The sequence below is a fragment of the Rhodopseudomonas palustris BisB18 genome (assembly GCF_000013745.1).
Lineage (GTDB): Bacteria > Pseudomonadota > Alphaproteobacteria > Rhizobiales > Xanthobacteraceae > Rhodopseudomonas_A > Rhodopseudomonas_A palustris_F.
On sequence record NC_007925.1, the window covers coordinates 5285564 to 5312486 of the forward strand.

The 26923-nt window shown below is 65.8% G+C and carries 24 protein-coding genes; 8 read left to right on the forward strand and 16 right to left on the reverse strand.

Annotated features, from left to right (window positions below):
- Positions 1-13 precede the first annotated feature (13 nt).
- Positions 14-523 carry a hypothetical protein gene (locus RPC_RS23690; RefSeq protein ID WP_011475123.1) on the reverse strand — a complete coding sequence of 170 codons (510 nt, stop codon included), beginning with the start codon at positions 521-523 and terminating at the stop codon, positions 14-16.
- 314 nt (positions 524-837) lie between these two features.
- On the opposite strand from RPC_RS23690, the gene RPC_RS23695 reads away from it, so the two are divergent.
- The 4 genes from RPC_RS23695 (at position 838) to RPC_RS23710 (ending at position 5885) form a co-directional block, all read left to right on the forward strand.
- Positions 838-1134, forward strand: coding sequence for a co-chaperone GroES (locus tag RPC_RS23695; RefSeq protein WP_011475124.1), 297 nt, complete (start codon positions 838-840; stop codon positions 1132-1134).
- 137 nt (positions 1135-1271) lie between these two features.
- The gene (groL, locus tag RPC_RS23700) at positions 1272-2927 is read left to right on the forward strand and encodes a chaperonin GroEL (RefSeq protein ID WP_011475125.1); all 1656 of its coding nucleotides are present in this window, start codon (positions 1272-1274) and stop codon (positions 2925-2927) included.
- A 173-nt stretch (positions 2928-3100) separates the two neighbouring features.
- Positions 3101-4294 (forward strand): hypothetical protein, encoded by a 1194-nt coding sequence (locus tag RPC_RS23705; protein ID WP_011475126.1) that lies wholly within the window; start codon positions 3101-3103, stop codon positions 4292-4294.
- 145 nt (positions 4295-4439) lie between these two features.
- Positions 4440-5885, forward strand: coding sequence for a phytoene desaturase family protein (locus tag RPC_RS23710; RefSeq protein WP_011475127.1), 1446 nt, complete (start codon positions 4440-4442; stop codon positions 5883-5885).
- 9 nt (positions 5886-5894) lie between these two features.
- On the opposite strand, the gene RPC_RS23715 is transcribed toward RPC_RS23710, so the two are convergent.
- Together RPC_RS23715 and RPC_RS23720 are read right to left on the reverse strand one after the other, a co-directional pair.
- Complete coding sequence (locus tag RPC_RS23715; protein WP_011475128.1) at positions 5895-6302, reverse strand: META domain-containing protein; 408 nt, start codon at positions 6300-6302, stop codon at positions 5895-5897.
- Between the two features lie 297 nt (positions 6303-6599).
- Entirely contained in the window at positions 6600-8264 is a 1665-nt protein-coding gene (locus tag RPC_RS23720; protein ID WP_011475129.1) for an L-lactate permease, read from the reverse strand.
- A gap of 273 nt (positions 8265-8537) precedes the next feature.
- Between RPC_RS23720 and RPC_RS23725 the strand changes: the two genes are divergently transcribed.
- Complete coding sequence (locus RPC_RS23725) at positions 8538-10277, forward strand: ABC transporter ATP-binding protein/permease (RefSeq protein WP_011475130.1); 1740 nt, start codon at positions 8538-8540, stop codon at positions 10275-10277.
- 423 nt (positions 10278-10700) lie between these two features.
- Here the strand turns inward: RPC_RS23725 and RPC_RS23730 are convergent, their stop codons facing one another.
- The 8 genes from RPC_RS23730 to RPC_RS23765 form a co-directional block, all read right to left on the reverse strand.
- The gene (locus tag RPC_RS23730; protein ID WP_011475131.1) at positions 10701-11633 is read right to left on the reverse strand and encodes a TorF family putative porin; all 933 of its coding nucleotides are present in this window, start codon (positions 11631-11633) and stop codon (positions 10701-10703) included.
- Positions 11634-12055: 422 nt separating this feature from the next.
- Entirely contained in the window at positions 12056-12940 is an 885-nt protein-coding gene (locus tag RPC_RS26405) for a hypothetical protein (RefSeq protein WP_011475132.1), read from the reverse strand.
- A 91-nt stretch (positions 12941-13031) separates the two neighbouring features.
- Positions 13032-14345: a glycolate oxidase subunit GlcF gene (gene glcF / locus RPC_RS23740; protein WP_011475133.1), complete on the reverse strand. Its 1314-nt coding sequence runs from the start codon at positions 14343-14345 to the stop codon at positions 13032-13034.
- A complete protein-coding gene (locus RPC_RS23745) occupies positions 14342-15583 on the reverse strand; it encodes an FAD-binding protein (RefSeq protein WP_011475134.1) in 1242 nt (413 codons plus the stop codon). The genes glcF and RPC_RS23745 overlap by 4 nt, the downstream gene beginning before the upstream one ends.
- Before the next feature lie 50 nt (positions 15584-15633).
- Entirely contained in the window at positions 15634-17127 is a 1494-nt protein-coding gene (locus RPC_RS23750; protein WP_011475135.1) for an FAD-linked oxidase C-terminal domain-containing protein, read from the reverse strand.
- A 67-nt stretch (positions 17128-17194) separates the two neighbouring features.
- On the reverse strand, positions 17195-17869 hold the full coding sequence (locus RPC_RS23755) for a TetR/AcrR family transcriptional regulator (protein ID WP_011475136.1): 675 nt from the start codon (positions 17867-17869) through the stop codon (positions 17195-17197).
- A 168-nt stretch (positions 17870-18037) separates the two neighbouring features.
- Positions 18038-18355, reverse strand: coding sequence for an AzlD family protein (locus tag RPC_RS23760; protein ID WP_011475137.1), 318 nt, complete (start codon positions 18353-18355; stop codon positions 18038-18040).
- Positions 18352-19092 carry an AzlC family ABC transporter permease gene (locus RPC_RS23765; RefSeq protein WP_011475138.1) on the reverse strand — a complete coding sequence of 247 codons (741 nt, stop codon included), beginning with the start codon at positions 19090-19092 and terminating at the stop codon, positions 18352-18354. Before RPC_RS23765 ends, RPC_RS23760 begins: the two co-directional genes overlap by 4 nt.
- A 160-nt stretch (positions 19093-19252) precedes the next feature.
- Here RPC_RS23765 and RPC_RS23770 point away from each other — a divergent pair, with 160 nt between their 5' ends.
- From RPC_RS23770 to RPC_RS23780, 3 genes are read left to right on the forward strand one after another with little or no spacing between them, the layout of a single operon-like run.
- Positions 19253-20041 (forward strand): hypothetical protein, encoded by a 789-nt coding sequence (locus tag RPC_RS23770; RefSeq protein ID WP_415914771.1) that lies wholly within the window; start codon positions 19253-19255, stop codon positions 20039-20041.
- Positions 20038-20934, forward strand: a complete 897-nt coding sequence (locus RPC_RS23775) for a ParA family protein (protein WP_011475140.1) — start codon at positions 20038-20040, stop codon at positions 20932-20934. Before RPC_RS23770 ends, RPC_RS23775 begins: the two co-directional genes overlap by 4 nt.
- Entirely contained in the window at positions 20918-21373 is a 456-nt protein-coding gene (locus tag RPC_RS23780; RefSeq protein WP_011475141.1) for a hypothetical protein, read from the forward strand. Before RPC_RS23775 ends, RPC_RS23780 begins: the two co-directional genes overlap by 17 nt.
- A 365-nt stretch (positions 21374-21738) precedes the next feature.
- Here the strand turns inward: RPC_RS23780 and ftsH are convergent, their stop codons facing one another.
- The 5 genes from ftsH to ybgF all read right to left on the reverse strand — a co-directional run bounded on the left by ftsH (position 21739) and on the right by ybgF (position 26919).
- Positions 21739-23655 carry an ATP-dependent zinc metalloprotease FtsH gene (ftsH, locus tag RPC_RS23785; protein WP_011475142.1) on the reverse strand — a complete coding sequence of 639 codons (1917 nt, stop codon included), beginning with the start codon at positions 23653-23655 and terminating at the stop codon, positions 21739-21741.
- A 212-nt stretch (positions 23656-23867) separates the two neighbouring features.
- The gene (tilS, locus tag RPC_RS23790) at positions 23868-24908 is read right to left on the reverse strand and encodes a tRNA lysidine(34) synthetase TilS (protein ID WP_011475143.1); all 1041 of its coding nucleotides are present in this window, start codon (positions 24906-24908) and stop codon (positions 23868-23870) included.
- Positions 24909-25091: 183 nt separating this feature from the next.
- Positions 25092-25403 (reverse strand): HigA family addiction module antitoxin, encoded by a 312-nt coding sequence (locus tag RPC_RS23795; protein WP_041802234.1) that lies wholly within the window; start codon positions 25401-25403, stop codon positions 25092-25094.
- A gap of 33 nt (positions 25404-25436) precedes the next feature.
- Positions 25437-25709, reverse strand: coding sequence for a type II toxin-antitoxin system RelE/ParE family toxin (locus tag RPC_RS23800; protein WP_011475145.1), 273 nt, complete (start codon positions 25707-25709; stop codon positions 25437-25439).
- A 238-nt stretch (positions 25710-25947) separates the two neighbouring features.
- Positions 25948-26919: a tol-pal system protein YbgF gene (ybgF, locus tag RPC_RS23805; protein WP_011475146.1), complete on the reverse strand. Its 972-nt coding sequence runs from the start codon at positions 26917-26919 to the stop codon at positions 25948-25950.
- Positions 26920-26923 lie beyond the last annotated feature (4 nt).

Sequence of the window (26923 nt, forward strand, 5' to 3'; positions counted from 1 at the left end):
AGCTCCTGAGACGCTACGCGCGCGGCGCGCAGCGCACATAGACCATGTTGCCGTAGCGGGTGGCGGCGTCCTTGTCGATGAAGCGGGTGACCAGCACGCGCCCGTCGAACGACACGATCTCGCGGTCCTGTTCGCCGCCGGCGGGACCTGCCGGGCCGATATAGTTCTTGCCGCTCGGCGAGCCCTTCAGCCGCAATTCCTGCGGCGTCGCCTGGTCGGCCAGATGCATGATCACCCCTCCCGAGGAGCCGGCGCCGATCACGTAGGGGTTCTTGCATTGGCCGCGCGCGGCGTTTTCAGTGCGCACCCGGTCGTTCGGATTCATGTACGAGGCGAGACCCCAGCGGCCGACGATCTCGTCGGCGCGGATGCTGGCGGGCAGTTCCGGCGGCGGCGGCGGCTCCGCCACGGTCTGTTCCGAGGAACCGAAACCGCCGAACGACCCGCACGCTGCCAGCGAGACCGCCAGAACCGAAGCGGCCCCAAGATTGAAAACTGCGCGTGCGTTGCCTTTAATGACCATTCTTATCCCCGACCAAAACCTGCTGCCCGCCCCGCGGTCGCAGACAAGCGCAAAACTCCTGCCGGAGCAATGCGGTATGTTAAGACGGCGTCCCGCCCCGACGCGCTGCGAACATCCTACACCGACCTCACCAAGCTCTTAAGCCGTTGCTTGACAGGATCGGCCTCAAGCCATATTCCCGGGACGCAATTAGCACTCTTGCAGCCCGATTGCTAAGAGAAATGCGGACCGGTAGGTCGTCGATTGGACCCGATCCACTGAGCGGCATTCGATCTCAGTCGAGTTTGTCAAAAGCAAGCCTTAAAGGAAGCCCCATGGCCAAGACCAATTTCCGCCCCCTGCATGACCGCGTCGTGGTCAAGCGTATCGATGCCGAGTCCAAGACCAAGGGCGGCATCATCATCCCGGATAGCGCCAAGGAAAAGCCGCAGGAGGGCCAGGTGGTCGCCGTCGGTCCCGGCGGCCGCGACGAAGCCGGCAAGCTGATCCCGATCGACATCAAGACCGGCGACCGCGTGCTGTTCGGCAAGTGGAGCGGCACCGAGATCAAGCTCGACGGCGAAGAGCTGTTGATCATGAAAGAGTCCGACATCATGGGCGTGCTGAGCTAAGCAGCCCTGCCCACCCCGGAGCGGCGGCGTAGCTGCCGGCTCCGAGGGTGACATCCCAACCTTTTCTCAGCCTTATCCTTCGAGACACGGGCAAGCCCCGCTCCTCGGGATGAGGCGCATCTGGAGCAGACATTCAAATGGCAGCCAAGGACGTTAAATTTGCCGGCGACGCGCGCGATCGCATGTTGCGCGGCGTCGACATTCTCGCCAACGCGGTCAAGGTGACGCTCGGTCCGAAGGGCCGCAACGTCTTGATCGAGCGCTCGTTCGGCGCCGCCCGCATCACCAAGGACGGCGTCACCGTCGCCAAGGAGATCGAGCTCGAGGACAAGTTCGAGAACATGGGCGCGCAGATGCTGCGCGAGGTCGCCTCCAAGACCAACGACCTCGCCGGTGACGGCACCACCACCGCCACCGTGCTGGCGCAGGCGATCGTGCGCGAAGGCGCCAAGTCGGTCGCCGCCGGCATGAACCCGATGGACCTCAAGCGCGGCATCGAGATCGCCGTCGCCGCGGTGATCAAGGACCTCGTCAAGCGCGCCAAGCCGGTGGCCTCCTCCGCCGAGATCGCCCAGGTCGGCACCATCTCGTCGAACGGCGACGCCGCGATCGGCAAGATGATCGCCCAGGCGATGCAGAAGGTCGGCAACGAAGGCGTCATCACCGTCGAAGAGAACAAGTCGCTGACCACCGAAGTCGACATCGTCGAAGGCATGAAGTTCGATCGCGGCTACCTCAGCCCGTACTTCGTCACCAACGCCGAAAAGATGGCCGTCGAGTTCGACGACGCCTATGTGCTGCTGCATGAGAAGAAGGTGTCGGGCCTGCAGTCGATGCTGCCGCTGCTCGAAGCCGTGGTGCAGTCCGGCAAGCCGCTGGTGATCATCGCCGAGGACGTCGAAGGCGAGGCGCTGGCCACCCTGGTGGTCAACCGGCTGCGTGGCGGCCTCAAGGTCGCCGCCGTCAAGGCGCCGGGCTTCGGCGATCGCCGCAAGGCGATGCTGGAAGACCTCGCGATCCTGACCGGCGGTCAGCTGATCTCCGACGACCTCGGCATGAAGCTCGAGAACGTCACGCTGAAGATGCTGGGTCGCGCCAAGAAGCTGGTGATCGACAAGGAGAACACCACCATCGTCGGCGGCGCCGGCAAGAAGGCCGATATCGAAACCCGGGTCGGCCAGATCAAGGCGCAGATCGAGGAAACCACCTCGGACTACGACCGCGAGAAGCTGCAGGAACGGCTCGCCAAGCTGGCCGGCGGCGTCGCGGTGATCCGCGTCGGCGGCGCCACCGAGGTCGAGGTGAAGGAAAAGAAGGACCGCGTCGAAGACGCGCTCAACGCCACCCGCGCCGCGGTGCAGGAAGGCATCGTCCCCGGCGGCGGCGTCGCCCTGCTGCGCGCCAAGAAGGCAGTCGGCCGTATCAGCAACGACAATCCCGACGTCCAGGCCGGCATCAACATCGTGCTGAAGGCGCTGGAAGCTCCGATCCGCCAGATCGCCGAGAACGCCGGCGTCGAAGGCTCGATCGTGGTCGGCAAGATCCTCGAGAACAAGTCGGAGACCTTCGGCTTCGACGCCCAGACCGAGGAATATGTCGACATGCTCGCCAAGGGCATCGTCGACCCGGCCAAGGTGGTGCGTACCGCGCTGCAGGACGCCTCCTCGGTCGCGGCCTTGCTGGTGACCACCGAATGCATGGTCGCGGAAATGCCGCGCGACGCGGCCCCGGCGATGCCGGGCGGCGGCGGCGGCATGGGCGGAATGGGTGGCATGGGCGGCATGGGCTTCTAAGCCCCGCCGTTCACAACCCCGATCGATCGAAGGCCGCCTCCGGGCGGCCTTCTTTTTTGCCGCCGGTTTTTTCGCCATTGACGCAGCGGATTTGGTAGGAGGGCGTTGGTCTGATTCATTCAGCGCCACCAACGCCCACCGCCCGGTTTGATTTTAGCCTGCGAGGATGTCCCATGCGCGCGCTTGTTTTCGGTTTGATCTGCCTGATGCCCGCCTCCGAGATCGCGCTGGCGCAGACCAAGGCCACACCCAAGGCGGCGGCGCCGACCACCGAGACGCGGTATTTCACCTCGCTCGACGGGCTGATGGACGGCAATGCCGACGTCATCCTCAAGGAAACCCGCCAGGGCAAGACCGTCACCGCGGCCACGCTCGACGTCTGCTATCCCGCCGAGAAGGGCAGCGACCGCAAGGACCGCTTCGTCGCCGACCTCGCGGTGAGCGGCCAGACCCTCACCGGTTCCACCCAAAGCCTCGGCGACAAGCTGCCGGTCACCATCAAGCTCACCCGCAAGCCGACCGGCGATACTTTCGAGTTCAAGGGCCAGGTCGGCATCGGCAAGACCGTCACCGAGGTGTCGTCGACCGACAATGCCGATCTCAGCGAAAAGGAATACCAGGACAACCAGGCCACCGACGACAGCATCGCGGTGGCGCCGCGCGACTTCACCGAGGTCTCGCCGGAGGCCATCGCGGTGCGGGTCAAGCTCGGCACGGTGGTGGAGTTCCTGAAAGCCCTGAAGGGCCAGAACGTCGCGGTGTCGCTGGCCAGCCTCACGGTCGGCTGCGACGCGCTGCGCGCCGGCGAACAGGTGATCAACATCAGCGTCGACCCCGACCGCGCCGCGGCGCTGATCGCCCGCGCCAAGGCCACGCCGGGCGTGGTCGCGGCCGGCTGGACCAGCGGCATCATCGACATGGGCCGCGCCATCCGGTTTCCCGCCGCCGAGTGGCGCGACGCCGACAAGCTCAATCGCGACAAGCTCTCCACCGCGATCTCCGACGTGCTGAGCAAGACGCTGTCGGCGAAACTGGCATCCTCGGTGTGGAGCGACGACACCGGCAAGCTGACGCTGAGCTTCAAGCGGCCGAGCCAGGTGATGCCGGCGCTGGGATTGACCGAAACCATCGAAGTCACCGCGCTGGCCGGACCCGACAAGCCGGGCGCCACCGATCACATGATGCTGTGGGTCTCCAGCCCCTCGATCGCCACCGCCGACGAAACCGAAGGGCCGAAACTCGGGCTCACCGATGCCACCAGCAGCGACGAGGAAGCCGAGCCGAAGGACGACAACGGCTCGCTCGATGCCTTGGCCAGGGACCTGCGCGGCCAGCGCTGGGACCCGGACAAATCCGCCTGGAAGTGAACGGCAATCACGCAAGTCGACGGCGCCGGATTCTGCCTGTTTGACATGCCGCGGCTGAGCGGCAATGAACGCTGCAAATTGGACATGTCTCGGCAGCGTTCTCGACAGAGAGCCTGGCAGGCTTCTTGGCAGGGTTTTCCGTTTGATGGCGCGCATGGACGTTGTGGTAATTGGCGCCGGGCTGGGCGGCCTGACGGCGGGTGCTATTCTGGCGCGCGAGGGCCGCAAGGTCGTGGTGATCGAGCGCGGCAATTCGGTCGGCGGCGCCGCCTCGAGCTACAAGGTCGGCGACCTGTTCGTCGAAGGCTCGCTGCACGCCACCTCCGACCCGCACGAGCCCCGCGACCCGAAGCATGATGCGCTGAGCCGCGCGGGCGTGCTCGACGCCGTGCAATGGGTTCCGGCCGGTTCGTTCTACGAGGTGCGCGGCGGCCCGTTCAAGCAGCCGTTCGTGCTGCCGGACAATCTGGCCGCGGCCCGCGCCGCTTTGCTGGCGGGTTTTCCCGAAGCGCGCGCCGGCATCGAACAACTGTTCAACGAACTCGAAACCGAAGCCGAAGCCGACCCCTCGCTGTCGCTGGCGCAGAAGCTTGATCAGCTGTTCGGCGCCGACGAGGCGGTGAAATGCGCGGTCGCGGCTAATCTCGGCTACTATCACGATGACCCGGCGACGCTGGGCTGGCGGCAATTCGCGGGCGCCCAAGCCGCCTTCCTGCGCAGCGGCGCGCGCTATGTGCAGGGCGGCTCGCAACGGCTATCGAGCGCGCTGGCGCGTGTCATCATGCGCGCCGGCAGCGAGGTGCTGTTGCGCCGCGTCGTCAGCGCCATCACGTTGGATGCGAACGGCGCGGTCAGTGGCGTGGTCCACACCGCGCGCGACGGCAGCGATCCGCAGACCGTCGAGGCCGCGCAAGTGATCGGCAACGCCGCGCCGTCCGCATTGGCCGCGATGCTGCCGGCCGACGCCGGGGAGCAATTGACACAAAGCTACGCCCTGCAACCGTCATCGATCTCGCTGTTCGCGCTGACGCTGGGGCTGTCAAAGCCACCACGCGACTTCGGCGTCAGCGCCTATTCAACGCAATTGCTGCCGGACTGGATGACGTCGCTGGCCGACTACGCGCAGGGCACCGCGCTGATGGCCGGGGAGCCGGCCGGCAAATTGCCGCCGCTGGCGATCGTCGATTACGCCGCGATCGACTCCGGCGTGCCGGCGCCGCCTTACGTGCTGTCGGTGGTCGGCCCGGATGATGTCGCGAATTGGAGCGCGCAGGATGCCGACGCCTATCGCGCCAGGCGGGCGCGCTGGCAGGCTGCCATCGTCGCCGCGCTCGACGCACAGTATCCCGGCCTTGCCGCCGCGGTGACGCATTCCTCGTTCAACACCGCGCTGTCGGTGCAGCAATATCTCAACGCGCCGCAGGGCGCGGTCTATGGCTTTGCGCCGCTGCCGGGGAGCGGCGCCGACCGCTCGCCGCGCACCGTGGTGCCGGGGCTGTATCTCGCCTCGGCCTATGCGGGGTTCGGCGGCTATAGCGGCGTGGTGCAATCGGCAGCGCTGTGCGCCGACCTGGTGTCGCAGCCGCGTTAGCGCGCGGCGTCAGTTGGTGTTGATGCGGAACCGTAGCGGCTGCGCGCCCTGCAAGGTGACGATATCGCCCTGCCGGGTCCAGGTCGCGACCTCGGAGAGTGCCGCGACCAGCGCGTCGTCGAGCGCGGCGCGCGGCGGCGGGCAATCGCGCTGCTCGAGCGGGCCGGGCACGAAGATCACGGTGTTGCCGGCGACCGAGAACTGCCCCTTGCCGCCCTTGCACCACAGTTCCAGCCGGACCTCGCCATTGTCGCCGATCTCCAGGCTAGGCAGCCGCTTCGATCCCGGCTGCGGGGCAGCCTCGAGCGTCATCTCCAGGCCGAACGGGAACTCTTGCTGGGCCTGCGCCGGCAGCGCCGCCAACGCGACGATCGCGGCAACGGACAGCGCCTGCAAAGACGTGATGATGGACGGCATTCGACCTCTCGAAGCAATTTACGATGGGCGGTCGTTCTACCGAGCGCGGGCGGACTTGGCTAGCGCGGGAGCATTCGATCAGCGCATTGCGCGTGAACGTCGAGGGTGCGATGCCGCGACCCCACGCCGAAGCCGTCATTCCGGATTGCGAGTTCGCAAGAACGAGCAAGTCCGGAATCTATATCCCCTGCGGGGGTTATGGATCCCGGGCTCACTCGCGGCTTGCGCCGCTCGTGCCCCGGGATGACAGCTTTGCATCTATGATGCGCACCAAGCAATCGGCAGCCGCGTCATCTACTATTTCAACACCATCGCGGTGAACGGATAGACGTAGGCCTGCAGCGTCACCAAGCCACCGACCAGACAGGCCAGCGCGATCGAGTGCAGGAACACGTAGCGCAGGATCGAACCCTCGTGGCCGTACCAATTGGTGGCGGTGGAGGCCACCACGATGGATTGCGCGTCGATCATCTTGCCCATCACGCCGCCCGACGAATTGGCCGCCGCCATCAGGATCGGCGACAGCCCGAGCTGCTCGGCGGTGATCTTCTGCAGATTGCCGAACAGCACGTTGGAGGCGGTGTCCGATCCGGTCAGCGCCACGCCGAGCCAGCCGAGCAGCGTGCCGAAGAACGGATACAGCACGCCGGTGGCGGCGAACGCCAAACCCAAGGTGGCGTCGACGCCGGACAGCCTGGTCAGCGTGCCGATCGCCAACATCGCCGAGATGGTGATCAGCGAGATCGCACAGAGCCGGATGGTGCGGCCGTATTCCTTGATCATCTTCAACGGCGAGAAGCCCATCAGCACGCCGGAGATGATCGCCGCGATCAGCATCCCGGTGCCGGTGAACGACAGATAGGTGAAGGCGAACACCGCGCCCTCCGGCGTCGGCCGCGCCGCCACCGGCGGCACCTTGTTGATCATGTTGTGCAGTTCCGGCACCGGATAGGCGAAGGTGAAGATCGAATTCGCCCAGGTCTTGAACGCGCCGTTGCCCCAGATCAGCATCACGATGCAGACGATGATCCACGGCAGCAGCGCGCCCCACAATTGCGCGCTGGTCAGCGGCGTGATGTCCATCGGCTTCGGCGCCGCCATGGTGGCGGCGGATTCGTCCTTGCCGCGCAGCTTTGCCGACAGCCACAATTCCCTCGGCTGCCAGACTTTCAGGAACAGGATCAGGCAGCCCATCGAGATCAGCGAGGCGCCGATGTCGACGATCCACGGATTGATGTAGTTCGAAATCACGAATTGCGGGATCGCGAACGACAGTCCGGTGACCAGGATCGCCGGCCAGATCGCGATCATGCCGCGCCAGCCGGCAAACGCACAGATCAGCCAGAACGGCACCAAGAGCGAGAAGAACGGCAATTGCCGCCCCACCATCGCGCCGAGGATATAGGGATCGATGCCGGTCACCGAGGCCAACCCCTGGATCGGCGTGCCGAGCGCGCCGTAAGCCACCGGCGCGGTGTTGGCGATCAGCGACAGGCCCGACGCCGCCAGCGGCGAGAAACCGAGCCCGATCAGGATCGCCGCGGTGATCGCCACCGGGGTGCCGAAGCCCGAGGCGCCTTCGAAGAACGCGCCGAACGCAAAGGCGATCAGCAGCAATTGCAGCCGACGGTCGGTGGTGACGCCGCCGATCGCCCGCTGCAGCAATTGGAACCGGCCGGCCTCCACCGTGATCCGGTAGAGGAAGATGACGTTGAGCACGATCCAGCCGATCGGGAAGAACCCGGTGACGACGCCGAGCAATGAGGCCCGGATCGACATGTTGGCCGGCATGGTGAAGACGAAGATGGCCACCAGATTGGCCAGGATCAGCGCGATGATCGCGGCCAGATGCGCCTTGACCTTGCCGCTGGCGATCAACACCAGCAGCGTGACGACCGGGATCGCCGCCACAATGGTCGACAACGCGGCATTGCCGAGCGGATTATAGAGCTGGTTCCACATCGCAGGCCTCCCCATGGTCTTTTTTGAGCGCGCCGACCGTTTGCCGGTTCGGCGACGTGGCAGGGTGGGGGAGCAGCAAGACACGTTTGCTTGGGATCTCGGCAGGTGCCGAGCGCCGCTCACAAGCTCGCGAATTGGGAAGGCTCCCGCCCCTCGCCGTTACCGGCATGGTAGGGTTGAGTCGAAGCCTGCGACAAGCTGGCGTCCGTCAAAATACGTACGACTTTCGTCTATAATTCGCGGCTTCGCCCCCGCCCTTCCGGAGAGCCCCTGGTGAACAATATCCGCTCCACCCTCGCGACCGTCTGGCGGATCGCGGCGCCGTATTACCGTTCCGACGACAAATGGATGGCCTGGGGGCTGTTGTCGGCGGTGATCGCCATCGAACTCGCCGTGGTCGGCCTGATGGTGTTGTTCAACCGCTGGAACAACGTGTTCTACAACGCGCTGCAGGAGAAGAACTTCGACGTCTTCACCTATCAGATCGGGTATTTCTGCGTGCTGGCGGCGATCTTCATCGCGCTCAAGGTCTACCAGCTCTATCTGAACCAGTGGCTGCAGATCCGCTGGCGCCGCTTCATGACCGAGCGCTATCTCGGCGGCTGGCTGCACGACGCCCGGCATTACCAGATGCAGCTCTTGGGCGACGCCGCCGACAACCCGGATCAGCGCATCGCCGAGGACACCCAGCTGTTCGTCGAACGCACGCTGGCGCTCGGCGTCGGGCTGCTGAGCTCGATCGTGACGCTGGGCTCGTTCGTGGTGATCCTGTGGGGGCTGTCGGAGGCGGCGCCGCTGCATGTGTTCGGCCGCGACATTCCGATTCCCGGCTATCTGGTGTGGGGTGCCTTGATCTACGCCATCATCGGCACCTGGCTGACCCACCTGATCGGCTGGCCGCTGGTCGGACTGAACTTCCAACAGCAGCGCTTCGAGGCGGATTTCCGCTTCAACCTGGTGCGCGCCCGCGAAAACTCCGAACAGATCGCGCTGTTGCGCGGCGAGCCCGCCGAACGCGAGCGGCTGGCGGTGCGATTTTCCCGGGTGGTGGAAAACTGGCTCGGCATCATGACCCGCACCAAGAAGCTGACGGCGTTCACCGCGAGCTACTCGCAGGCCTCGATCATCTTCCCCTACATCCTAGTGGCGCCGGCGTATTTCGCCGGCAAGGTGCAGCTCGGCGGGATGATGCAGACCGCCTCCGCCTTCGGCAGCGTGCAGGACGCGCTGTCGTTCTTCATCACCGCCTACCGCACGCTGGCGGAATGGCAGGCGGTGGTGGCGCGGCTCGATGGGTTCGAGCGCTCGATCGAGACCGTGACCGCGCTGGCCGCCGAGGCCGATCTGGTTCACGTCGCCACCGCCGAGAGCTCCGGCATCGCCTTCAACAAGCTGGCGGTCAAGCTGCCGGACGGCACCGCGCTGGTCAGCGCCGACGGCGTGCAATTGCGCGGCGACCAGCGCACGCTGATCACCGGCCCGTCGGGCTCTGGCAAATCAACGCTGTTCCGCGCCATCGCCGGGATCTGGCCGTTCGGCTCCGGCCGCGTCGTGGTGCCGACCGGCGCCACGCTGATGATGCTGCCGCAGCGGCCGTATTTTCCGGTCGGGCCGCTCGACGCGGCGGTCAGCTACCCGGCGGAAACCGGCAGCTACGCCGCGGCGCAACTGAGCGAGGCGATCACCGCGGTCGGGCTGCCGGCGCTGGCTTCGCGGCTCGAGCAACACGCCCATTGGAACCGGATGCTGTCGCTTGGCGAACAGCAACGGCTCGGCCTCGCCCGCGCCCTGCTGCACAAGCCGGACTATCTGTTCCTCGACGAGGCCACCGCCTCGCTGGACGAGCCGTCGGAAGCCGCGCTCTACCGGCTGCTGGCAGAGCGGCTGCCGGGCACCACCGTGGTCTCGATCGGGCATCGCTCGACGCTCAACGCCTTCCATCAGCGCGACATGACGCTGGCCCGCGACGGCAGCCACTTCGCGCTGAAGGATCAGGTCAGGCTGCCGGCGTGAGAGTGTAGCTGAAGGGAAGACGCTGCCGCATCATGCGCGCATCGCGTGCGGGCGTTGGAGTTCGTCGTTGCCAGCGCGGCCGATCTTTGGCCGACCGCGGTAGATGAAGTCGATGGAAGGCGTGCCCCGGACGCAGCTCAACGCGCCGCTCTTGCGGCGTGGTGCGCTGCAGAGCCGGGGCCGTTACGGAACGCAGCGCTCGGAACGGTCCCGGTTCTGCGAAGCGGCACTGCGTGCCGCATCGGGCCCGGGACACGGGTGACCGCATAGGACAAGCTCAGAGATGGAAACCCACGTTCTCAGACGACGGCTCCGGCGCGTCGAGCAAGCCCGCGGACCGGATCAAGCTCCGCAATGACGACGGCACACAACAAAAAGGGCGGCAGATTGCTGCCGCCCTTCTGAGAAGTCTCGGGAGGAAACTTACTTGACCGCCTGCAGGGTCACGTCAGCCGACAGCTTGGCGGTGAAGCGCTCGCCGCACCAGTTCGACTCCACACCGTTGGAACCGAAATCGCTGGTGATCGCCTGGCAATTGCCCTTCGACAGGTCGGTATCGGTGTAGCGCAGGTCGAGGGTGAACACCTTGTAGGTGAAGCCAAGGCCGACGTTCCAAGTGTTGTAATCCGGCAGCACGATGTTGCCGTAGAACCCATCGGTGCGGCCCAGCCACTGGCGGCCGAACTCACCCGACACGAAGGCGCCGATCCCGCTGGTCCCGAACCAGGTCGGGGGCACGATCACCTTGCCGACCACCGAGGCGTAGGTGCCTTCGGTGCCGAAGTTCAGGAAGTTCGGCGAATAGAACGCGGTGGCACCCAGCGAGAAGGTGTCGTTGAAGGTGTAGTTCACCTTGCCGTAAGCTTCGTAGAAGCTCACGTCTTTCTTCATGATGTTGCCGTTGGCGACATAAACGGTATCGAGAGCCAGCGGGCAGGCGCCGGGGGCGATCAGCGAGTCCGCGCACTTTCCACCCGGATACAGGTAGCCCCAGACGCCGAAGTCGAACGCGACGGGGCCGAAGGTCGGGCGGATACCGCCGTAGATGTCGACTTCAGCAGCGGCGCGGTTGGTGAAGGAGATGCTCTCGAACGAGGAGCCTACGTAGAGCTGCAGGTTCGGGTTGATGTTGTAGCGCGGCTCGAAATAGGCAGTGACCGACGGCTTCTGGTTGGACTGGCTGATGCCGCGGAACACGTAGTCGCTCATGATCGCGCCGCCGAAGGCGACATCCCACGGGTCGAACGCAACGACCGGCGGCGCCTTGGTGTAGACCTTCGCGGGAAGATCAGCAGCCTGAGCCGAGCCAACCCCAATCGCCAGCACCGCTGCGACCGACAACATAGTTTTGTTCATGACGATCCCCATCACTTGAAAGACAGTCCAATTCCGGTGCCCCAAGGCCCGACCGACAATCGACTGCTGCACATTGCGTAAACTTGACGCCAATCTGCTTTGGCCCGGGCGATCCGTGAAGCGAAAAACTCAAGCAGCTGCCGACTTTTTGAGCATTTTGAACGTTTCAAAGAAGGTTGTCCTGCGGTGTTGCATTATGACAACAAAACTAACCGCACTTGCCAGTCGTTACTCCGGTGTCCGTAACCCGAAAGTCGCAGCTCCAATCGGCTTAGCCGACCGGACGCAGCCGGAGGCGAATCGCCGGCGGCCAGAGCCGACCAAGTCGCGCAAAAGGCCGCGCGATGCGCGGCCTTTTGGCGTGAGCAATTCGGCGGAGTGATTGCAGTGTCACTGCAGTGCAATGTCACTGCAGCGCGATGTCACTCCAGCGCGATATCGGTCTCGTCGCGCACGCCGGCCGCCGACCGACGGCCAGGCTCGGCGGTCTCTTCGTCGTCCGAAGACTCGCCGGACGGCGGCGGACTATCGGGCGCGGGTTCGCTGGCCGGCACTGTTTCACTGTCCGGCGTGGCCGTGCTGGTACTGTCATCCTCGAAGGCGGGCGGCGGCGCGGCGGCGGCGGCCGGCTCCGAAGTCCAGTCCGCCGACGGCGCTTCGGTGACCGGGATGGCCACCGTCGCGGGCTTGCGGGGGCGGGGCTTGCGCGGCGGGGATGGCTTCGCCGCCACCCTCGGCGGCGCCGACGCAGCAGCCGGCGCGGCCGGCTCGGCCGCCGACTTTGCGACCGGCTTTGCGACCGGCTTGGCGATCGTTTTGGCAACGGTCTCGGCGACGGTCTTGGCGGCCGACTTTGTCACCGAACCGACGAGCGAGTTGGCCAGCGACTTGGCCAGCGATTTGGCCGCCTTGGCAACGGGGGCCGGCGCGCTCGGCGGTGCCGAAGCCTTGCTGGTCGTCCTGTTGGTCGCCTTGGTGATCGACTTGGAAGCCGCGGTGGAAAGCGCCTTGGAAGCCTGCTTGGCGGGCTTGGCGGCCGACTTTGCGGCCTTCTTGGCCGGCTTGGCGGCCGAGGCCTTGGCCGGTCGCTTCGCAGACGTCTTCGCCGAACTCTTCGCAGCCTTCTTGGAGGCTTTCTTGACGGTCTTGCCGGCGGCTTTCTTCGCGGCCTTCTTGGAGGCCTTCTCGGAGGTCTTCTTGGCGGACTTCTTGGCGGACTTCTTCGCTAGCAAAAGCTTGGCGGCTTTCTTGTCCTTCTTTTGCTGTTTGTCCTTTTTCCCCTTCTTGTCTTTTTTGCTCTTTGCCATCGTGGTCCTCCTGTTGCGCTGATCACTCTGTTGCGCTGGCGCCGGCCAGCGAGCGTTCAAGCAAGGCGCGTCCAGCACGGACCCCTGTGGATCAGTTCAATCCTGGACGCGGGCCGCCGGTCGCCCAATCGAGAAGTTCAATCGTGTGCACCACAGGGACCGACGTTCCGCTGGCAATCTGCACCATGCAGCCGATATTGCCCGCGGCGATCATGTCCGGCTTGACGGTTGCGATGTTGGCGACCTTTCGGTCGCGAAGTTTTCCCGCAATGTCAGGCTGGAGAATGTTGTACGTGCCCGCCGAACCACAACACAGATGACTCTCCGGCACATCTTTCACCACGAATCCGGACTTGGAAAGCAATTCTTTGGGAAGCTCGCGGATTTTCTGGCCGTGCTGCAACGAGCAGGCGGAGTGGTACGCGATCACAAGATCGCTGCGCTGCAGGGGGTTTTGCAATTCGAGCGCGGCGACATATTCGCTGATATCTTGCGCGAGTGCCGACACCTTGGCAGCCGATGCGGCGAATTCGGCGTCTTCGCGCAGCATGAAGCCGTAGTCCTTGATCACCGTGCCGCAGCCCGACGTCGTCACCAGAATGGCGTCGAGCCCGCCGCGCTCGGCCTCTTTCATCCAGACTGTGATGTTGGCCCGCGCATAGGCCAGCGTCTGCACGTCGCGGCCGAGATGATGGATCAAGGCGCCGCAGCACTGCTCGTCGGGCACCAGCACCACCTCGATGCCGTGGCGGGTGAGCAGCCGGATCGCCGCGGTGTTGATGCGCGGCGCCAGCACCTGCTGGGCGCAGCCGTGCAGCAGCGCGACGCGGCCCCGCCGCGGTCCGAGCGCCGGAAACACAGTGCCCGAGGACGGCCCTGCGGGCGGCAGATGAGCCGGCGCCAGCGCCAGCATCGCCTTGACCCGGTTCAGCAATGTCGGCTTGCGCAGATCGTGCGGCAGGGGCAGCAGATTGACCAGCGGGCGCACCAAACGCCCCACCACCATGCCGAGCCGAAACAGCGCCGGCCGCGGCATCAGCCAGGCCAAAGCGGCGCGCACCAGCCGATCCGGCCATGGCCGGGTGTAGTCCTTTTCGATCCGGGCGCGCGCCTGATCGACCAGATGCATGTAGTTCACGCCGGACGGGCAGGTGGTCATGCAGGCCAGGCAGGACAGGCAACGATCGATATGTTTCACCACCTCGGCGGTCGGCGGCGCGTTCTTCTCCAGCATCTCCTTGATCAGCACGATGCGGCCGCGCGGACTGTCGAGCTCGTCGCCGAGCAGCACATAGGTCGGACAGGTCGCGGTGCAGAAGCCGCAATGCACGCAGGCGCGCAGGATGCCGTCGGCCACCGCGATGTCCGGATCAGCCAGCTGCGCCAGGTTGAACTCGGTTTTCATGTCGCGGCTCCGCGCAGCATCCGGCCGCGATTGAGGATGTTTTTCGGATCGAAACTGGCGCGCACCCGCTGGCCGAGCGCGGCCAGGCCCGCCGCCTGCGGATGAAACACGTCGACCGCCTGGCGCACCGGCTCCGGCGCGCGGATCAGCGTGGCGTGGCCGCCGATCGCCTCGACGCGCTGCCGCAGGATCTTGGCGTTGGCATCGACCGAGGGCGGCAGCGCCGCCCAGATCAGCCCGCCGGCCCAGTCATAAACCACCTCACCCTGGCTCTCCCGCGCCAGAGTCTGGCCGAACTTGCCGCCGGATGCCGGCGGGCAGACGATCCGCCACACCGGCCACAGCGCGCGCGGGCCACTGGCTGCGAACGGCGCGACGTCGCGGATCGCCGCCCAAGCCGCGCTTGACGCGGCATCTTCCAGAATCTCGGCCGTGCCGAACGAGGCCAGCCGCGCGGCCAGCGACGCCGCGCGATGCACGACTGATGCGGTGATGCCTTCCAGCCGGATCAAGGTCAGCGCCTGATCCGGCGCGCCGATCTCGCCGAGCGGCGCGGCGGTGGTGCGCAGCACCGAGCCCGGCAGATGCGCGGCGCCGGAGACGTCATAGGGCGAACCCAGGGCCTGCGTCATCGCCGCGTTGGCTTTGAGGTCGTCGAGCCCGCGCAGCAGCAGCGTGCGTTCGCTCTCCGGGCGCGGCATCACCTTCAGCGTCACCTCGGTCATCACCGCCAGCGTGCCCCAGGAGCCCGCCAGCAGCTTGCACAGGTCATAGCCGGTGACGTTCTTCACCACGCGGCCGCCGGCCTTGAAGCTGTCGCCGAAGCCGGACACCGCGTGGGCGCCGAGCAGATGGTCGCGCGCGCCGCCGGCCTTGATCCGCCGCGGCCCGGCAAGCCCCGCGGCGATCATGCCACCGATGGTGCCTTCGTCCGCCGCGGTGCCGAGCAGGCCGGAGGTGTCGATCGGCTCGAAGGCGAATTGCTGGTTCTTGGAATCGATCAGCGACTTGACGTCCGCAAGCGGCGCGCCGGCCTGCACGGTGATGATCAACTCGTTCGGCTCATAGTCTTTGACCGCGTTGAGCGACGACAGGTCGAGCAGCGCATTGGTCGCCATCGGCTGGCCAATCGCGCGCTTGGTGCCGTGACCGACGATTTCCAGCGGCTGCTCGCCGGCGATCGCCGCGCGCACCGCGTCTTCGACATCCTTGGCGTCGCGGGGCTTCAGAGTTTCCACGATCAGATCTTTGCTGTGAGAGGTGTGAACGCGCGGCAGGCCTGGACGTTTCAAAACCGCGGAATGTCCGGGAACGCCAGTCTGCCGCCATGGACGTGGACGCGGCCCAATTCGGCGCAGCGATGCAGCGTCGGAAACACCTTGCCGGGGTTGAGCAGGCCGTCCTTGTCGAAGGCGCATTTCAGCCGCTGCTGCTGGTTGAGGTCGATCTCGGAAAACATCTCCGGCATCAGGTCGCGCTTCTCGATGCCGACGCCGTGCTCGCCGGTCAGCACGCCGCCGACCTCGACGCAAAGCCGCAAGATGTCGGCGCCGAACGCTTCCGCCTTGTCCATCTCGCCGGGCTTGTTGGCGTCGTACAAAATCAGCGGGTGCAGGTTGCCGTCGCCGGCGTGAAATACGTTGGCGACGCCGAGGCCGTATTTTTCCGACATCTCTTTCATCCGGCGCAACACCAGCGGCAATTGCTTGCGCGGGATGGTGCCGTCCATGCACAGATAGTCTGGCGAAATCCGCCCGACCGCCGGGAACGCCGCTTTGCGGCCGGCCCAGAACAGCAGCCGCTCCTTCTCCGAGATCGAGATCTGGCAGGTGGTCGAGCCGCAGGACAGCGCGATGCTCTCGACCCGGCTGATCAGCTCGTCGACCTCGACGCCGGGACCATCGAGTTCGATGATCAGCAGCGCCTCCACATCCAGCGGATAGCCGGCGTGGACAAAAGCTTCGGCGGCGTGGATCGCAGGCCGATCCATCATCTCCATGCCGCCCGGAATGATGCCGGCGCCGATGACCCGCGCCACGCATTCGCCGGCGGCCTCGACATCGGCGAAGCCGACCATCAGCGCGCGCGCGGTTTCGGGCTTTTGCAGAATCCGCACCGTGACCTCGGTGATGACGCCGAGCAGGCCCTCGGAGCCGGTGATGATGCCCATCACGTCGTATCCGCAAGTCTCAGCGGTCTTGCCGCCGACCTTGATGATCTCGCCGCTGATCAGCACGATCTCGCAGCCGAGCACGTTGTTGGTGGTCATGCCGTATTTCAGGCAATGCACGCCGCCGGAATTCTCCGCGATGTTGCCGCCGATCGAACAGGCGATCTGCGACGACGGGTCCGGCGCGTAGTAGAAGCCGCGGTGATCGACCGCCTGGCTGATCGCGAGGTTGGTGACGCCGGGCTCCACCACCACGGCGCGGTTGTCGAAATCGATCTCGCGGATCCGCTTGAATTTGCTTAAGCCCAGCAGCACGCCGTCGGCGAGCGGCAGCGCACCGCCGGACAGCGAGGTGCCGGAGCCGCGCGGCACCACGCGGATGCCGTTGGCGTGGCAATATTTCAGCACCTGCGAGACCTGTTTGGTGGTGTCCGGCAGCACCACCAGCATCGGCGGCTGCCGATACGCCATCAGCCCGTCGGACTCGTAAGGGATCATCTCGGCGGCCGAGGAGATCACCCCCTCGCCCGGCACGATCTTGCGCAAGGCGGCGACGATCTCGTCGCGGCGCGCCAGCACGGCCTGATCCGGCTCCGGCATCTTGATCGACATGCTGCGTCCTCCAGGCTTGGCGCGGGCTATCGCCGCACTCTTTTGTCGTGAGTAGCCGTTCTCGTCGTCAGGCGCCGACCAGAATCCGCGCCGGCATCACCGCCTGTACCACCAGGCCGCGGGCGCGGGCGTCCATCACGCCGACCGCGCGCAGCGCCAACAGCGTCACGGTCTGCACCGCGTCGCGCAGCCGGCCGGCGTCGTCGAGATTGTCCGGCGCCAGCGGCCCGACCAGCGATTCATGCAGCGCGCCGAGCAGCGCGGTGGCGGCGAGTGCCGTATCCTGCGCCGGCAGATGCCCGGCGCGCACCGCGGCGACAATGCGCAATTCGATCTCGCCGGCGATTTCGCGGCGGCTGGCGAGCCTGGACGCGGTGACGTCGACGTCGACCGGCTCGGCCAAAATGCCCCAGGCCAATTTGCGATGCGACAGCACATGTACCGCCACCGTGGTGACCGCGGCGGCGAGCGCCGAGGACGGTCCGGGTGCTGCATCGGCGGCGCGGCGGATCGCCGCCAGTTCGTCGCGCGACACCTCGGCGATCAGTTCGGAGATCAGGTCGGCCTTGCAGGGAAAGTAACGGTACACAGTGCCGGCGGCGACGCGCGCCCGGGTCGCGACCGGGGCGATCTGCACGGCCGCCATACCGCCTTCGGCGGCGGTCTCTCGCGCGGCGGAGAGAATCGCCTGGCGGCGAGCTGCAAGACGTTTGACGACTTGCTGGGTGCGCCGGTAAACCATGGCGGTCTCTTCCCTCTCAGTCGGCCGCGGCACAAACCGCCGATTTTTCAAGGCTTGGAGCGAACGGCTAAGAATCCAAAAGATCGTTCACTCAAGTTGCCAAAGAACTGAACACCAATTCAGACACCCTGACAAGTGGCATTTCCACAACGCCACCACCTGCAGCAACTACCCGGCGACGCCCATCGCGCGGGCCAAGGCGGCCACCGTCATCCCGGTGATCACCGCGAGGAAGTCGTTGCGCCGGATGATGGTGACCGCCATCGCGGCGGCGATCGCCACCATCACCACCGGGCCGCCATTGACCGCGACCGGCAGCGCCGCGGCGACGATGATCGAGCCCGGCAGCGCATCGAGCATCCGCCGAATCCGCGGCGTCACGGTCACGTATCCCATCAGCCAATAGCCACCGAGCCGCGACGCCACGGTCACCGCGGTCATCACCGCAAACGCCAGCATGACGTCGCTGCGCAGAAACTCGCTCATGCCGGATGTCCGTGGCGCGGCGGCGGATCGTCCATCAGCCCGGCGCTGATCGCGCCCGACAATGCGCCGGCGATGATGAACCACCAGCCGGGTACCAGCGCGTGCACCGCCACCGCGACGGCGCCGGAGACCGCCCAAGGCAGCGCCTTCCGCGGCCCCTTCCAGGCCGGTACCAGCATGGCGGCGAAGAACGCCGGCATCACCAGGTCGACGCCGTATTTCTTCGGATCGGCAAGCTGTTCGGCGAGCAGGAATCCCGGGATCGCCGCCACCACCCACAGCGCGTACAGCACCAGGCCGCCGCCGACATAGAACCAGGCATTGGCGCCGCCGTGCTCGCGGTAGCGCATCGCGGCGAGCCAGCCGCCATCGGTGACCAGCAGCATCGAGGAATAAGCCTGCCACGGCGGCAGATTGCCGAACCACGGCTGCATCGTGGCCGTCATCAGCACGAAGCGGATGTTGACTGTGGTGGTGAGCAGCGCCAAGGCGGCGATCGACGACGGCGTCAGCCGGTCCGGCCAGGCCTGCACCGCGACGAATTGCGACAGCCCGCCATAGACGCTGATCATCATCACCTCGACCTCGGCCAAGGTGAAATGCTTCTGCGCGCACAAGGCGCCGAACGCCATGCCGAAGGCCAGCGTCCCGGGCAGCAGCGGCCCGATCGCGATCACGCCGGGCAAAATGCCGTCGCGCGCCCAATAGGCTGGGGCTTTTGGAATATGGGAGGTCATCATCCGTCCGTGTTTACCGCTGAAGCTCATGCGGGCGTTGCACGACGAGGTCAAGCGCTGGGTGCCATGCGGCGGCGGCGGATTGCCGCCGCTACGAACTCGCGTTATAGTTGCGCGGGCTTGGGAATCCTGAATGCCGCCGCCGCCATCCGTCCGGTCCGTGACCGAGCGACTGAAAGCCTTGCTGCCGCCGGACGGCACGCCGGTGCTCAACCGGGTGCTGCGGCTGATGCTGTCGCGGGATTTCGGCCAGTCAATCAGCGACGCGCTCTACGAGCAAGCGCGCGACAGCCTGTTCGCCTCGGGGCAGATCGGCCGGCTACGCGGCCAGGGCGGGCAAGTGTTTCTCGCCAAGAGCGACAATGGCGGCGTCGCCGAACCAACAGCCTCCGATGCCGGCTCGAAACTATCCGAGAGCGAGCTGATGCCGCATCTCGGGCGCTATCTGAAAACCGCATTTCGCAAGGAGCTCGACATCCCGGCCCATGGCGAATGGCTGGTCAAGGATACGTCGCAGATGGGACCGCCGCGCGGGCGCTGGGCGCGGCCGGACTTCGTGCTTCTGACCGCGATGCGGTTTCGGGTGATGCCTGGCGCGCAGCTCGACGTCTATTCCTTCGAGCTGAAAGCCGAATACGGCGCCACTGACCTCGCGGTCTATGAGGCGCTGGCGCAGACCCGCTTCACCCATTTCGGCTATCTGGTCTGGCATCTGCCGGAGGGATCGCCGGCCGGAGCGCGGCTTCCGGACATCACCGGGCAGTGTGGTCAGCACGGCATCGGGCTGATCCGCGTCCATGAGCCGGCCACCGACGACGGCTTCGAGACCGTGCTCGATCCGATCCGCAAGCCGACGCCGCCGGCCGCGGTCGACAGTTTCCTGGAGCGGCGGTTGTCCGAAGACGAGCAGAAGCTGCTGCGGAGCGCGTTGGCGGGGACCGCAGCATGAGCGCGAAAATCATCGCGGTCGCCAATATGAAGGGCGGCGTCGGCAAGACCGCAACCGTGGTTTCGCTCGCAGAAGCGCTCGCCGCCAGCGGCTATCGCGTGCTGGTGATCGATCTCGACGCCCAGGCCAACGCCTCGATCTGCCTCGCCGGGGATTCCATGCTGGCGATGCTGATGGCGCGGCAGGCGACGATCGAGGGATTTCTGCACGACCGGCTGCTCGGCAAGCGGCAGATGAGTCTCGGTGACTGCATCCGCAACAACATCAGCAACGTCTCGCATCTCAACAAGCAGCTCGCGATCTCGCTGTTGCCGTCGAGCCCGGAGCTGCGCAATTTCGAGCAGATGCTGATCTATGAGCTGACCCAGGCCAAGATGAGCTGGGCCGACATCGTCAAAAGCCTCACCGCGGTGATGAGCACGCATCTCGCCAAAGCCCGCAAGACCTACGACTTCGTGCTGATCGACTGCGCGCCGGGAATTTCCGCGCTGACCGAGGTCAGCATCAGGCTCGCCGACCTGATCATCGTGCCGACCATCGCCGATTTCCTGTCGACCTTCGGGCTGCAGAATTTCTGCATCACGATGGCGAGCCGCGGGCTGTCGGAGCAGCTGAAACGCCCATCGCGGCCGCCTTATGTGCTGATCACGCGGCGCCGCCAGATCAAGATCCACGCCGAAACCGCCGCGCAGCTGCGCAACGAGGCGACCGCGGAGCAGCCGGCCTTCGCGACATTCGAAACCGAAATTCCCGAGGCCGTGACAATCGCCGACGCGCTCGGCCAGACCACCAAGTTTCCGACCTTCTCCCAAAAATGGGGCCCCGTCGTGGTGCCGCTGCTGGCGGACCTTGTCGATGAACTCACGGAGGTACTCGATGTCGATCGCGCTTGATGGTTTCGAGGTTTTGTGCCGGCTCGGCGCCCATCCCGACTTGTTCGCGCCGGTGCGAGTCGACGCCGACAAGGCGGCGCGCGCGCTGGTGCTGAAGTGCCTGAAGGCCAAGTCGGTCGGCGTCGAGGCGCTGCGCAGCATTCGCGCGATCATCGGCGACGAGCCGTTCGCGCTGTTGCTCGACGGCCTCAAGGATTCCGAGGTGAAAAGCATTTTGACCCGGCTCGACAAGCATTGCCCGGAGTTGAAGCAAGGCAAGCCGGCGTCGCAACGCCAGCAGTTGCGGGCGATCGCCGAGGACTTGTCCGATCCCTCGCCGCCGCCGAAGAAAACCGCAAAGAAAGCCGCCGCCGCACAGCCGGAGAAACCCGCGGCGCCGAAGCGACTCGGCAGCGAAGTGATGGAGCAGTTTCGCGAAGGCGGCAAACGCAAGCGGTAGTACCAGCCCCATCTCCGTCATTCGCTCCACAACGCGCCGTCATCCTCTCAGCCCGAAATTCTTGATCGGCCCTCAAGCTGCTGGCCTATCTATAATGAGCGCCCTCTCCGCGTCTTGGCCGGGCTTGTCCCGGCCATCCACGGAAACAGACAAAGCTTCGCTCGTGGGCGTGGATGGCCGCGACGAGCCCGGCCATGACGCGTTGAGCCGAAGTGCCAGGGCGGCTTCGCTGTATTCCCGGTCGGGCTCTCGCGATGACGACTCACCCCATGACATGCCCACGCATGCAGGGAATCATCCCCCCAACAAAAAACGCGGCGTTGCCGCCGCGTTTTGTCGTCTCATAGGATCGTTCGGTCGCAGCGTTACGCCTGCGGCTGCGGCTCCAAGCCGGCGTCGGGACGAGGGCGCGGTTTACCGGCCGGCGGCACCGCCGAGGTCCGCGGACCGGCGGGCTCCAGCACCGATTCGCGATTCGGCTTCTTGCCGTTCAGCAGGTCCTGGATCTCGTCGCCGCTCAAGGTTTCGAATTCCAGCAGGCCCTTGGCGAGCGCTTCGAGATCGGCGCGCTTCTCGGTGAGGATCTTGGTGGCCTCGTTGTAGCCTTCTTCCACCAGCCGCTTGATCTCGGCGTCGATCTTCTGGACCGTCGCCTCGGAAGCGTTCTGGGTGCGCGACACCGACATGCCGAGGAACACCTCGTCCTGGTTCTCGCCATAGGACACCGTGCCGAGTTCTTCGGACAGGCCCCACCGCGTCACCATCATCCGGGCAAGCCGTGTGGCCTGCTCGATATCCGACGACGCGCCCGAGGTGACCTTGTTGCGGCCGAAGATCAGCTCTTCGGCAACCCGGCCGCCCATCATGATGGCGAGCCGCGAGGTCATTTGCTCCAGCGACATCGACAGCTTGTCGCGTTCCGGCAGCTGCATCACCATGCCGAGCGCACGTCCGCGCGGAATGATGGTGGCCTTGTGGATCGGGTCGGTGGCGATGACGTTGAGGCCGACGATGGCGTGACCGCCCTCGTGATAGGCCGTCAGCATCTTCTCTTCCTCGGTCATCACCAGCGACTTGCGCTCGGCGCCCATCATCACCTTGTCCTTGGCCTCTTCGAATTCGGCCTGGGTCACCATCCGCTTGTTGCGGCGGGCGGCGGTCAAGGCTGCTTCGTTGACCAGGTTCATCAGGTCGGCACCCGAAAAACCAGGCGTGCCGCGCGCAATCACCTTGAGGTTGATATCCGGCGCCAGCGGCACCTTGCGGACGTGAACTTTCAAGATCTGTTCGCGACCGACGACGTCCGGATTCGGCACCACCACCTGGCGGTCGAACCGGCCGGGACGCAGCAAGGCGGGATCGAGCACGTCGGGACGGTTGGTGGCCGCGATCAGGATCACGCCTTCATTGGCCTCGAAGCCGTCCATCTCGACCAGCAACTGGTTCAGGGTCTGCTCACGCTCATCATTGCCGCCGCCGAGACCGGCGCCACGATGGCGACCGACCGCGTCGATTTCGTCGATGAAGATGATGCAGGGCGCGTTCTTCTTGGCCTGCTCGAACATGTCGCGGACGCGGCTGGCGCCGACGCCGACGAACATTTCGACGAAGTCGGAACCCGAGATGGTGAAGAACGGCACGTTGGCTTCGCCGGCGACCGCACGTGCGATCAGCGTCTTACCGGTACCGGGAGGGCCGACCAGCAGCACGCCGCGCGGGATGCGGCCGCCGAGCCGCTGATACTTGCCGGGGTCGCGCAAGAACTCGACGATCTCCTGCAGGTCCTGCTTGGCCTCGTCGACGCCGGCGACGTCCTCGAACGTCACCCGGCCATGCGCCTCGGTCAGCATCTTGGCGCGCGACTTGCCGAAGCCCATCGCCTTGCCGGCGCCGCCCTGCATCTGGCGCGACAGGAAGATCCAGACGCCGATCAGCGCGATGAACGGCAACCACGAGACCAACAGCGACACGAACCACGGCACGTTGTCGCCCGGCGGCTTCGCGGTGATCGAGACTTTGCCGTTATAGAGCCGCGAAACCAGCGTCGGATCGTTCGGCGCGTAGGTCTGGAAGCTGGAGCCGTTGGTGAAGGTGCCGTGAATTTCCGGCCCCTGGATCACCACGTCGCGAACCTTGTTCTGATCGACCTCGCTCAGCAGCTGCGAGAACGAGATATCCTGCGAGGCGACCCGTTGGCCGGGATTCTGGAAGAGCGTGAAGAGCGCCAGCAGCAGCAAGACGATAATAACCCACAGGGCGAAATTGCGCAGATTGGCGTTCATCTATCTTCCTTCTCGGCCGCGCGGATCGCGGCCCGTGCCCTTGGGTGACAAGGGGTGTCCTTGGGTTGGCTTAAGACACAATCTAGGTGTGCCATTGGCCGCTGCCAAGGGAACCAGTCAGGACTATTTAGCGCATCATCGCGCCCACCACGCTTCGATAATGCCCCTCTGATTGCGGTCTTTCAACGGTGGTTAAGGAGAGGTGGCGCGAATCAGCCGCTGCGGCGCCTGCGCGGCGGCGCCGTTTCGATCCGCAACCGGTCCCGGCCCAGCGTGATCAGCGCACCTGCAAGCGTCTGTTTCAGCGCGATTCGGCCGTGACCGCCGCTGTTTTGGGCGATCGCGCGGTCAATTTCAGCCACCAGGGTCTCGACCTTGCCGAGTTCCGCAGGCCCCTCATCACCGAGGCGATCGATGGTGCGTAGCAATAAACGCACCTTGATCTCCGCCGGCAAGGCGGCAAACGCCCGCGCATCGCAGCCTGGCTGGGCGGAATCATTATCGCGCAGCGCCAGGAATTGTTCGGCGCCGTCCGCCAGAACCTCGAGCGCGGCGTTGGCGCGCGCCAGTCGCGACGCCAGCCGGGCCAGATTGCGCGCGTCGAACCCCTCCTCGGCGTAAGCCGCGATCAGGCCGCGCAGCCGCGGCCGCGCATAGCGCGGATCGGTATTGCTGGGGTCGGTGGCAAAACCGATCTTCGCCTTGTCCAGCGTCGCCACCAGTTGGGCTTTTGACACCTCAAGCAGCGGCCGCGCGATGATCACCCCGAAGCGTTCGGTCTGCCGCGCCATCGCCGCCAGGCCGGCGATGCCGCTGCCGCGCGACATCCGCATCAGCAAGGTCTCGGCTTGGTCGTCCCGGGTGTGGGCGGTCATCACGTGGCTGGCCCCGGCCGCGCGGGCGGCCCGCGCCAGCAGCTGATAGCGCGCTTCGCGGGCCGCGGCTGGTACTCCCGTACTCGGCTTATCACCGCGCCAGCGCAGCGTCCGATGCGGCAGATCGAGTTCGGCGGCATGGCGCTTGACGTCGCGCGCCTCACGCGCGGCTTCCGGGCGCAGACCGTGGTCGACGGTGATCACCGAAATGGCCGGACCGCGCCGCAGCGCTTTGCGCCAGCGCGCCGCCAGCCACATCAACGCCAACGAATCCGGCCCCCCCGACACCGCCAGCACGACAGCCTTGGCGTCGCGCCAGTCGGCGAACAACTGCTTGGCCTGCTGCGCGGTAATCGGTGTGTGGTCGTCGTCAGCCATGGCGGTCCCGGTGCGATGGCCGCAATCTAGAGCAGGTTGCGGCTGATCACTGCAAGTTTGTCTTCAGGATTTGTCATTGCATTGACCGTTGATAAGTCATTCCGGTGCGCGAGGCCGCAGGCCGAGCACATCCAGAATCTTGCAGCGGCGAGCGAGCGCCGGGAATATTCGCGGGGAACCCGGTTAGGCCACTTCGAGCGGCTCGATATGGCTGACGTCGACGTTCCGCTCGGCATGCCAGGTGTCATAGGCTGCCTGCATCCGGACCCAGACGCCCGCGCCGCCGCCGAACAGCTTGCCGACGCGCACCGCGACGTCGGGGGACAGCGGCTTCCGTTCGGCGAGGATATCGTGCAGGTGCTGCCGCGAGATCCCGAGCAAGCCGGCAATCTCCGTCTTGCTCTTGGCGACGGCGGGGATCACGTCCTCGCGCAAAACAGCGCCGGGATGGGTGGGGCAGCGATCTTTGCTGCGCTTGGCGACATAGTCCTTCATCATTGTAACCCTGTTCAACGGAGGCTGCCGGCCTCAGTGGTACTGCTCGAAATCGACGCGATAGGCGTCGCCTCCCTCAAACTCGAAAGTGATGCACCAGGGTCCATTGACGTGGACCGAATAGCGAAGCGGCTTGCCGCGGAGCGGGTGAAAGGCAAAGCCGACGACGTTCATGTCATCGGCTTTGGTGGCAGCGTCCAACTGGTCGAGCCGGCGCATGATCCGGGAATGCATTTTGGCGCCGATTTTCGACGCCTTCCCGGCCCAGAGATCGGCCAATGCCTTCGATTTGAAGGTCTTGATCATCCGGGAAGTGTAGCCTGCCGGGCGACAAAGCGTCAACAGAATGCTTACAGTTCGAGGCCCATCCCGAGGCGCTGACAGGTCCCGTCATTGCGAGCCGAAGACGGCGCGCAGCGGCGGCCGAGAAGCGAAGCAATCTTAAAGGGCATCGCAGGGGGCCCTGGATTGCCTCGTCGCAAGAGCTCCTCGCAATGACGAACTTAAGCGCCTGATTTCGTTGCGGACATTTTCGGCCAGGGGCTCAGCACTTGACCCGCTTCTGTTCGCGATCGACCGCCTGTTTGATGCCGCTCGAGGCCCGCGGATATTTCCGGGTGACTTCGCCGAGCGCCGCGCAGGCGGCTTCCTTCTCCTTCAGCGCCGCCAGCGATTGGCCGAGTCGCAACAGCGCGTCCGGCGCCTTGGCCGAGGTGTCGTATTTGGTGGTCACGGCGAGAAAGGCTTCGGCGGCGTCGCGGTAGAGCTGGCGCTGGAAGAAACTTTCGCCGAGCCAATATTGCGAATCCGCGGTCAGCGGGTCGCCAGGATGGTTCTTGACGAAGTTGCGCATGGTCTCTTCGGCCAGCGCATAGTCCTTGCGCTGCATGTAGCCGATGCCGAGGTCGAACTCATCCTTCGGCGTCGCCGACGGCGGCAAGGTGGTCAGTCCGGCGGACGGACCGCCGCCGTGCGGCACCGATGGGGCGCCGCGCGGGGTGTTGAGATCGAGCGGTTCGCCGGCGGCGCGGCCGCCCGGAGCCCCGACGGGGCTCGACTGCGGCGTGGTGCCCAACGCCCGCGGCACGCCCGGCGCGCCGGGGTTTTGACTGGGATCGAAGGCATCGCCGCGACGGCGGCCGGCCGGCGCCGCGGCCGGAGGCACGCCGGCCTGATCCTGCGCCAAGGGCGCGGGCTGCTGATCATAGACCGGCGCGCGTGCGGCCGGCGGCGCCGCCGCGACGCTCGGCGGCGGCGCGTTCGCCGGCGGATAGCCCGCGGGCGGCGCGCCCGGCACTGGGGCTGCGCTCTGCAGCGCTTTCAACTGCTCTTCGAGCCGGCGGTTGCGGTACTGCAGTTCCTCGTTCTGACCGGTCAGCGTGCGCAGCTGATTTTCCAGCTGCTGCACCCGCATTTCCGGATCGATATCCTCGGACTGCGCGATCGCCTGCGACGACAAAGCGAGCAACGCCGCCATCGCGACGCCGCCCGCAAACATTGGAAATCTGGAGGACATTGTT

What these genes read in the sequence shown, in the direction of transcription:
- RPC_RS23750 (WP_011475135.1), bottom strand. Translation starts at nt 17,127, where the DNA reads ATGTCGATCAAGATGCCGGAGCCGGATCAGGCCGTGCTGGCGCGCCGC.
- RPC_RS23705 (WP_011475126.1), top strand. Translation starts at nt 3,101, where the DNA reads ATGCGCGCGCTTGTTTTCGGTTTGATCTGCCTGATGCCCGCCTCCGAG.
- RPC_RS23695 (WP_011475124.1), top strand. Translation starts at nt 838, where the DNA reads ATGGCCAAGACCAATTTCCGCCCCCTGCATGACCGCGTCGTGGTCAAG.
- RPC_RS23755 (WP_011475136.1), bottom strand. Translation starts at nt 17,869, where the DNA reads ATGGTTTACCGGCGCACCCAGCAAGTCGTCAAACGTCTTGCAGCTCGC.
- RPC_RS23715 (WP_011475128.1), bottom strand. Translation starts at nt 6,302, where the DNA reads ATGCCGTCCATCATCACGTCTTTGCAGGCGCTGTCCGTTGCCGCGATC.
- RPC_RS26405 (WP_011475132.1), bottom strand. Translation starts at nt 12,940, where the DNA reads ATGGCAAAGAGCAAAAAAGACAAGAAGGGGAAAAAGGACAAACAGCAA.
- RPC_RS23720 (WP_011475129.1), bottom strand. Translation starts at nt 8,264, where the DNA reads ATGTGGAACCAGCTCTATAATCCGCTCGGCAATGCCGCGTTGTCGACC.
- RPC_RS23795 (WP_041802234.1), bottom strand. Translation starts at nt 25,403, where the DNA reads ATGAAGGACTATGTCGCCAAGCGCAGCAAAGATCGCTGCCCCACCCAT.
- RPC_RS23710 (WP_011475127.1), top strand. Translation starts at nt 4,440, where the DNA reads ATGGCGCGCATGGACGTTGTGGTAATTGGCGCCGGGCTGGGCGGCCTG.
- RPC_RS23690 (WP_011475123.1), bottom strand. Translation starts at nt 523, where the DNA reads ATGGTCATTAAAGGCAACGCACGCGCAGTTTTCAATCTTGGGGCCGCT.
- groL (WP_011475125.1), top strand. Translation starts at nt 1,272, where the DNA reads ATGGCAGCCAAGGACGTTAAATTTGCCGGCGACGCGCGCGATCGCATG.
- ftsH (WP_011475142.1), bottom strand. Translation starts at nt 23,655, where the DNA reads ATGAACGCCAATCTGCGCAATTTCGCCCTGTGGGTTATTATCGTCTTG.
- RPC_RS23780 (WP_011475141.1), top strand. Translation starts at nt 20,918, where the DNA reads ATGTCGATCGCGCTTGATGGTTTCGAGGTTTTGTGCCGGCTCGGCGCC.
- glcF (WP_011475133.1), bottom strand. Translation starts at nt 14,345, where the DNA reads ATGAAAACCGAGTTCAACCTGGCGCAGCTGGCTGATCCGGACATCGCG.
- RPC_RS23765 (WP_011475138.1), bottom strand. Translation starts at nt 19,092, where the DNA reads ATGACCTCCCATATTCCAAAAGCCCCAGCCTATTGGGCGCGCGACGGC.
- tilS (WP_011475143.1), bottom strand. Translation starts at nt 24,908, where the DNA reads ATGGCTGACGACGACCACACACCGATTACCGCGCAGCAGGCCAAGCAG.
- RPC_RS23800 (WP_011475145.1), bottom strand. Translation starts at nt 25,709, where the DNA reads ATGATCAAGACCTTCAAATCGAAGGCATTGGCCGATCTCTGGGCCGGG.
- RPC_RS23760 (WP_011475137.1), bottom strand. Translation starts at nt 18,355, where the DNA reads ATGAGCGAGTTTCTGCGCAGCGACGTCATGCTGGCGTTTGCGGTGATG.
- RPC_RS23730 (WP_011475131.1), bottom strand. Translation starts at nt 11,633, where the DNA reads ATGAACAAAACTATGTTGTCGGTCGCAGCGGTGCTGGCGATTGGGGTT.
- ybgF (WP_011475146.1), bottom strand. Translation starts at nt 26,919, where the DNA reads ATGTCCTCCAGATTTCCAATGTTTGCGGGCGGCGTCGCGATGGCGGCG.
- RPC_RS23775 (WP_011475140.1), top strand. Translation starts at nt 20,038, where the DNA reads ATGAGCGCGAAAATCATCGCGGTCGCCAATATGAAGGGCGGCGTCGGC.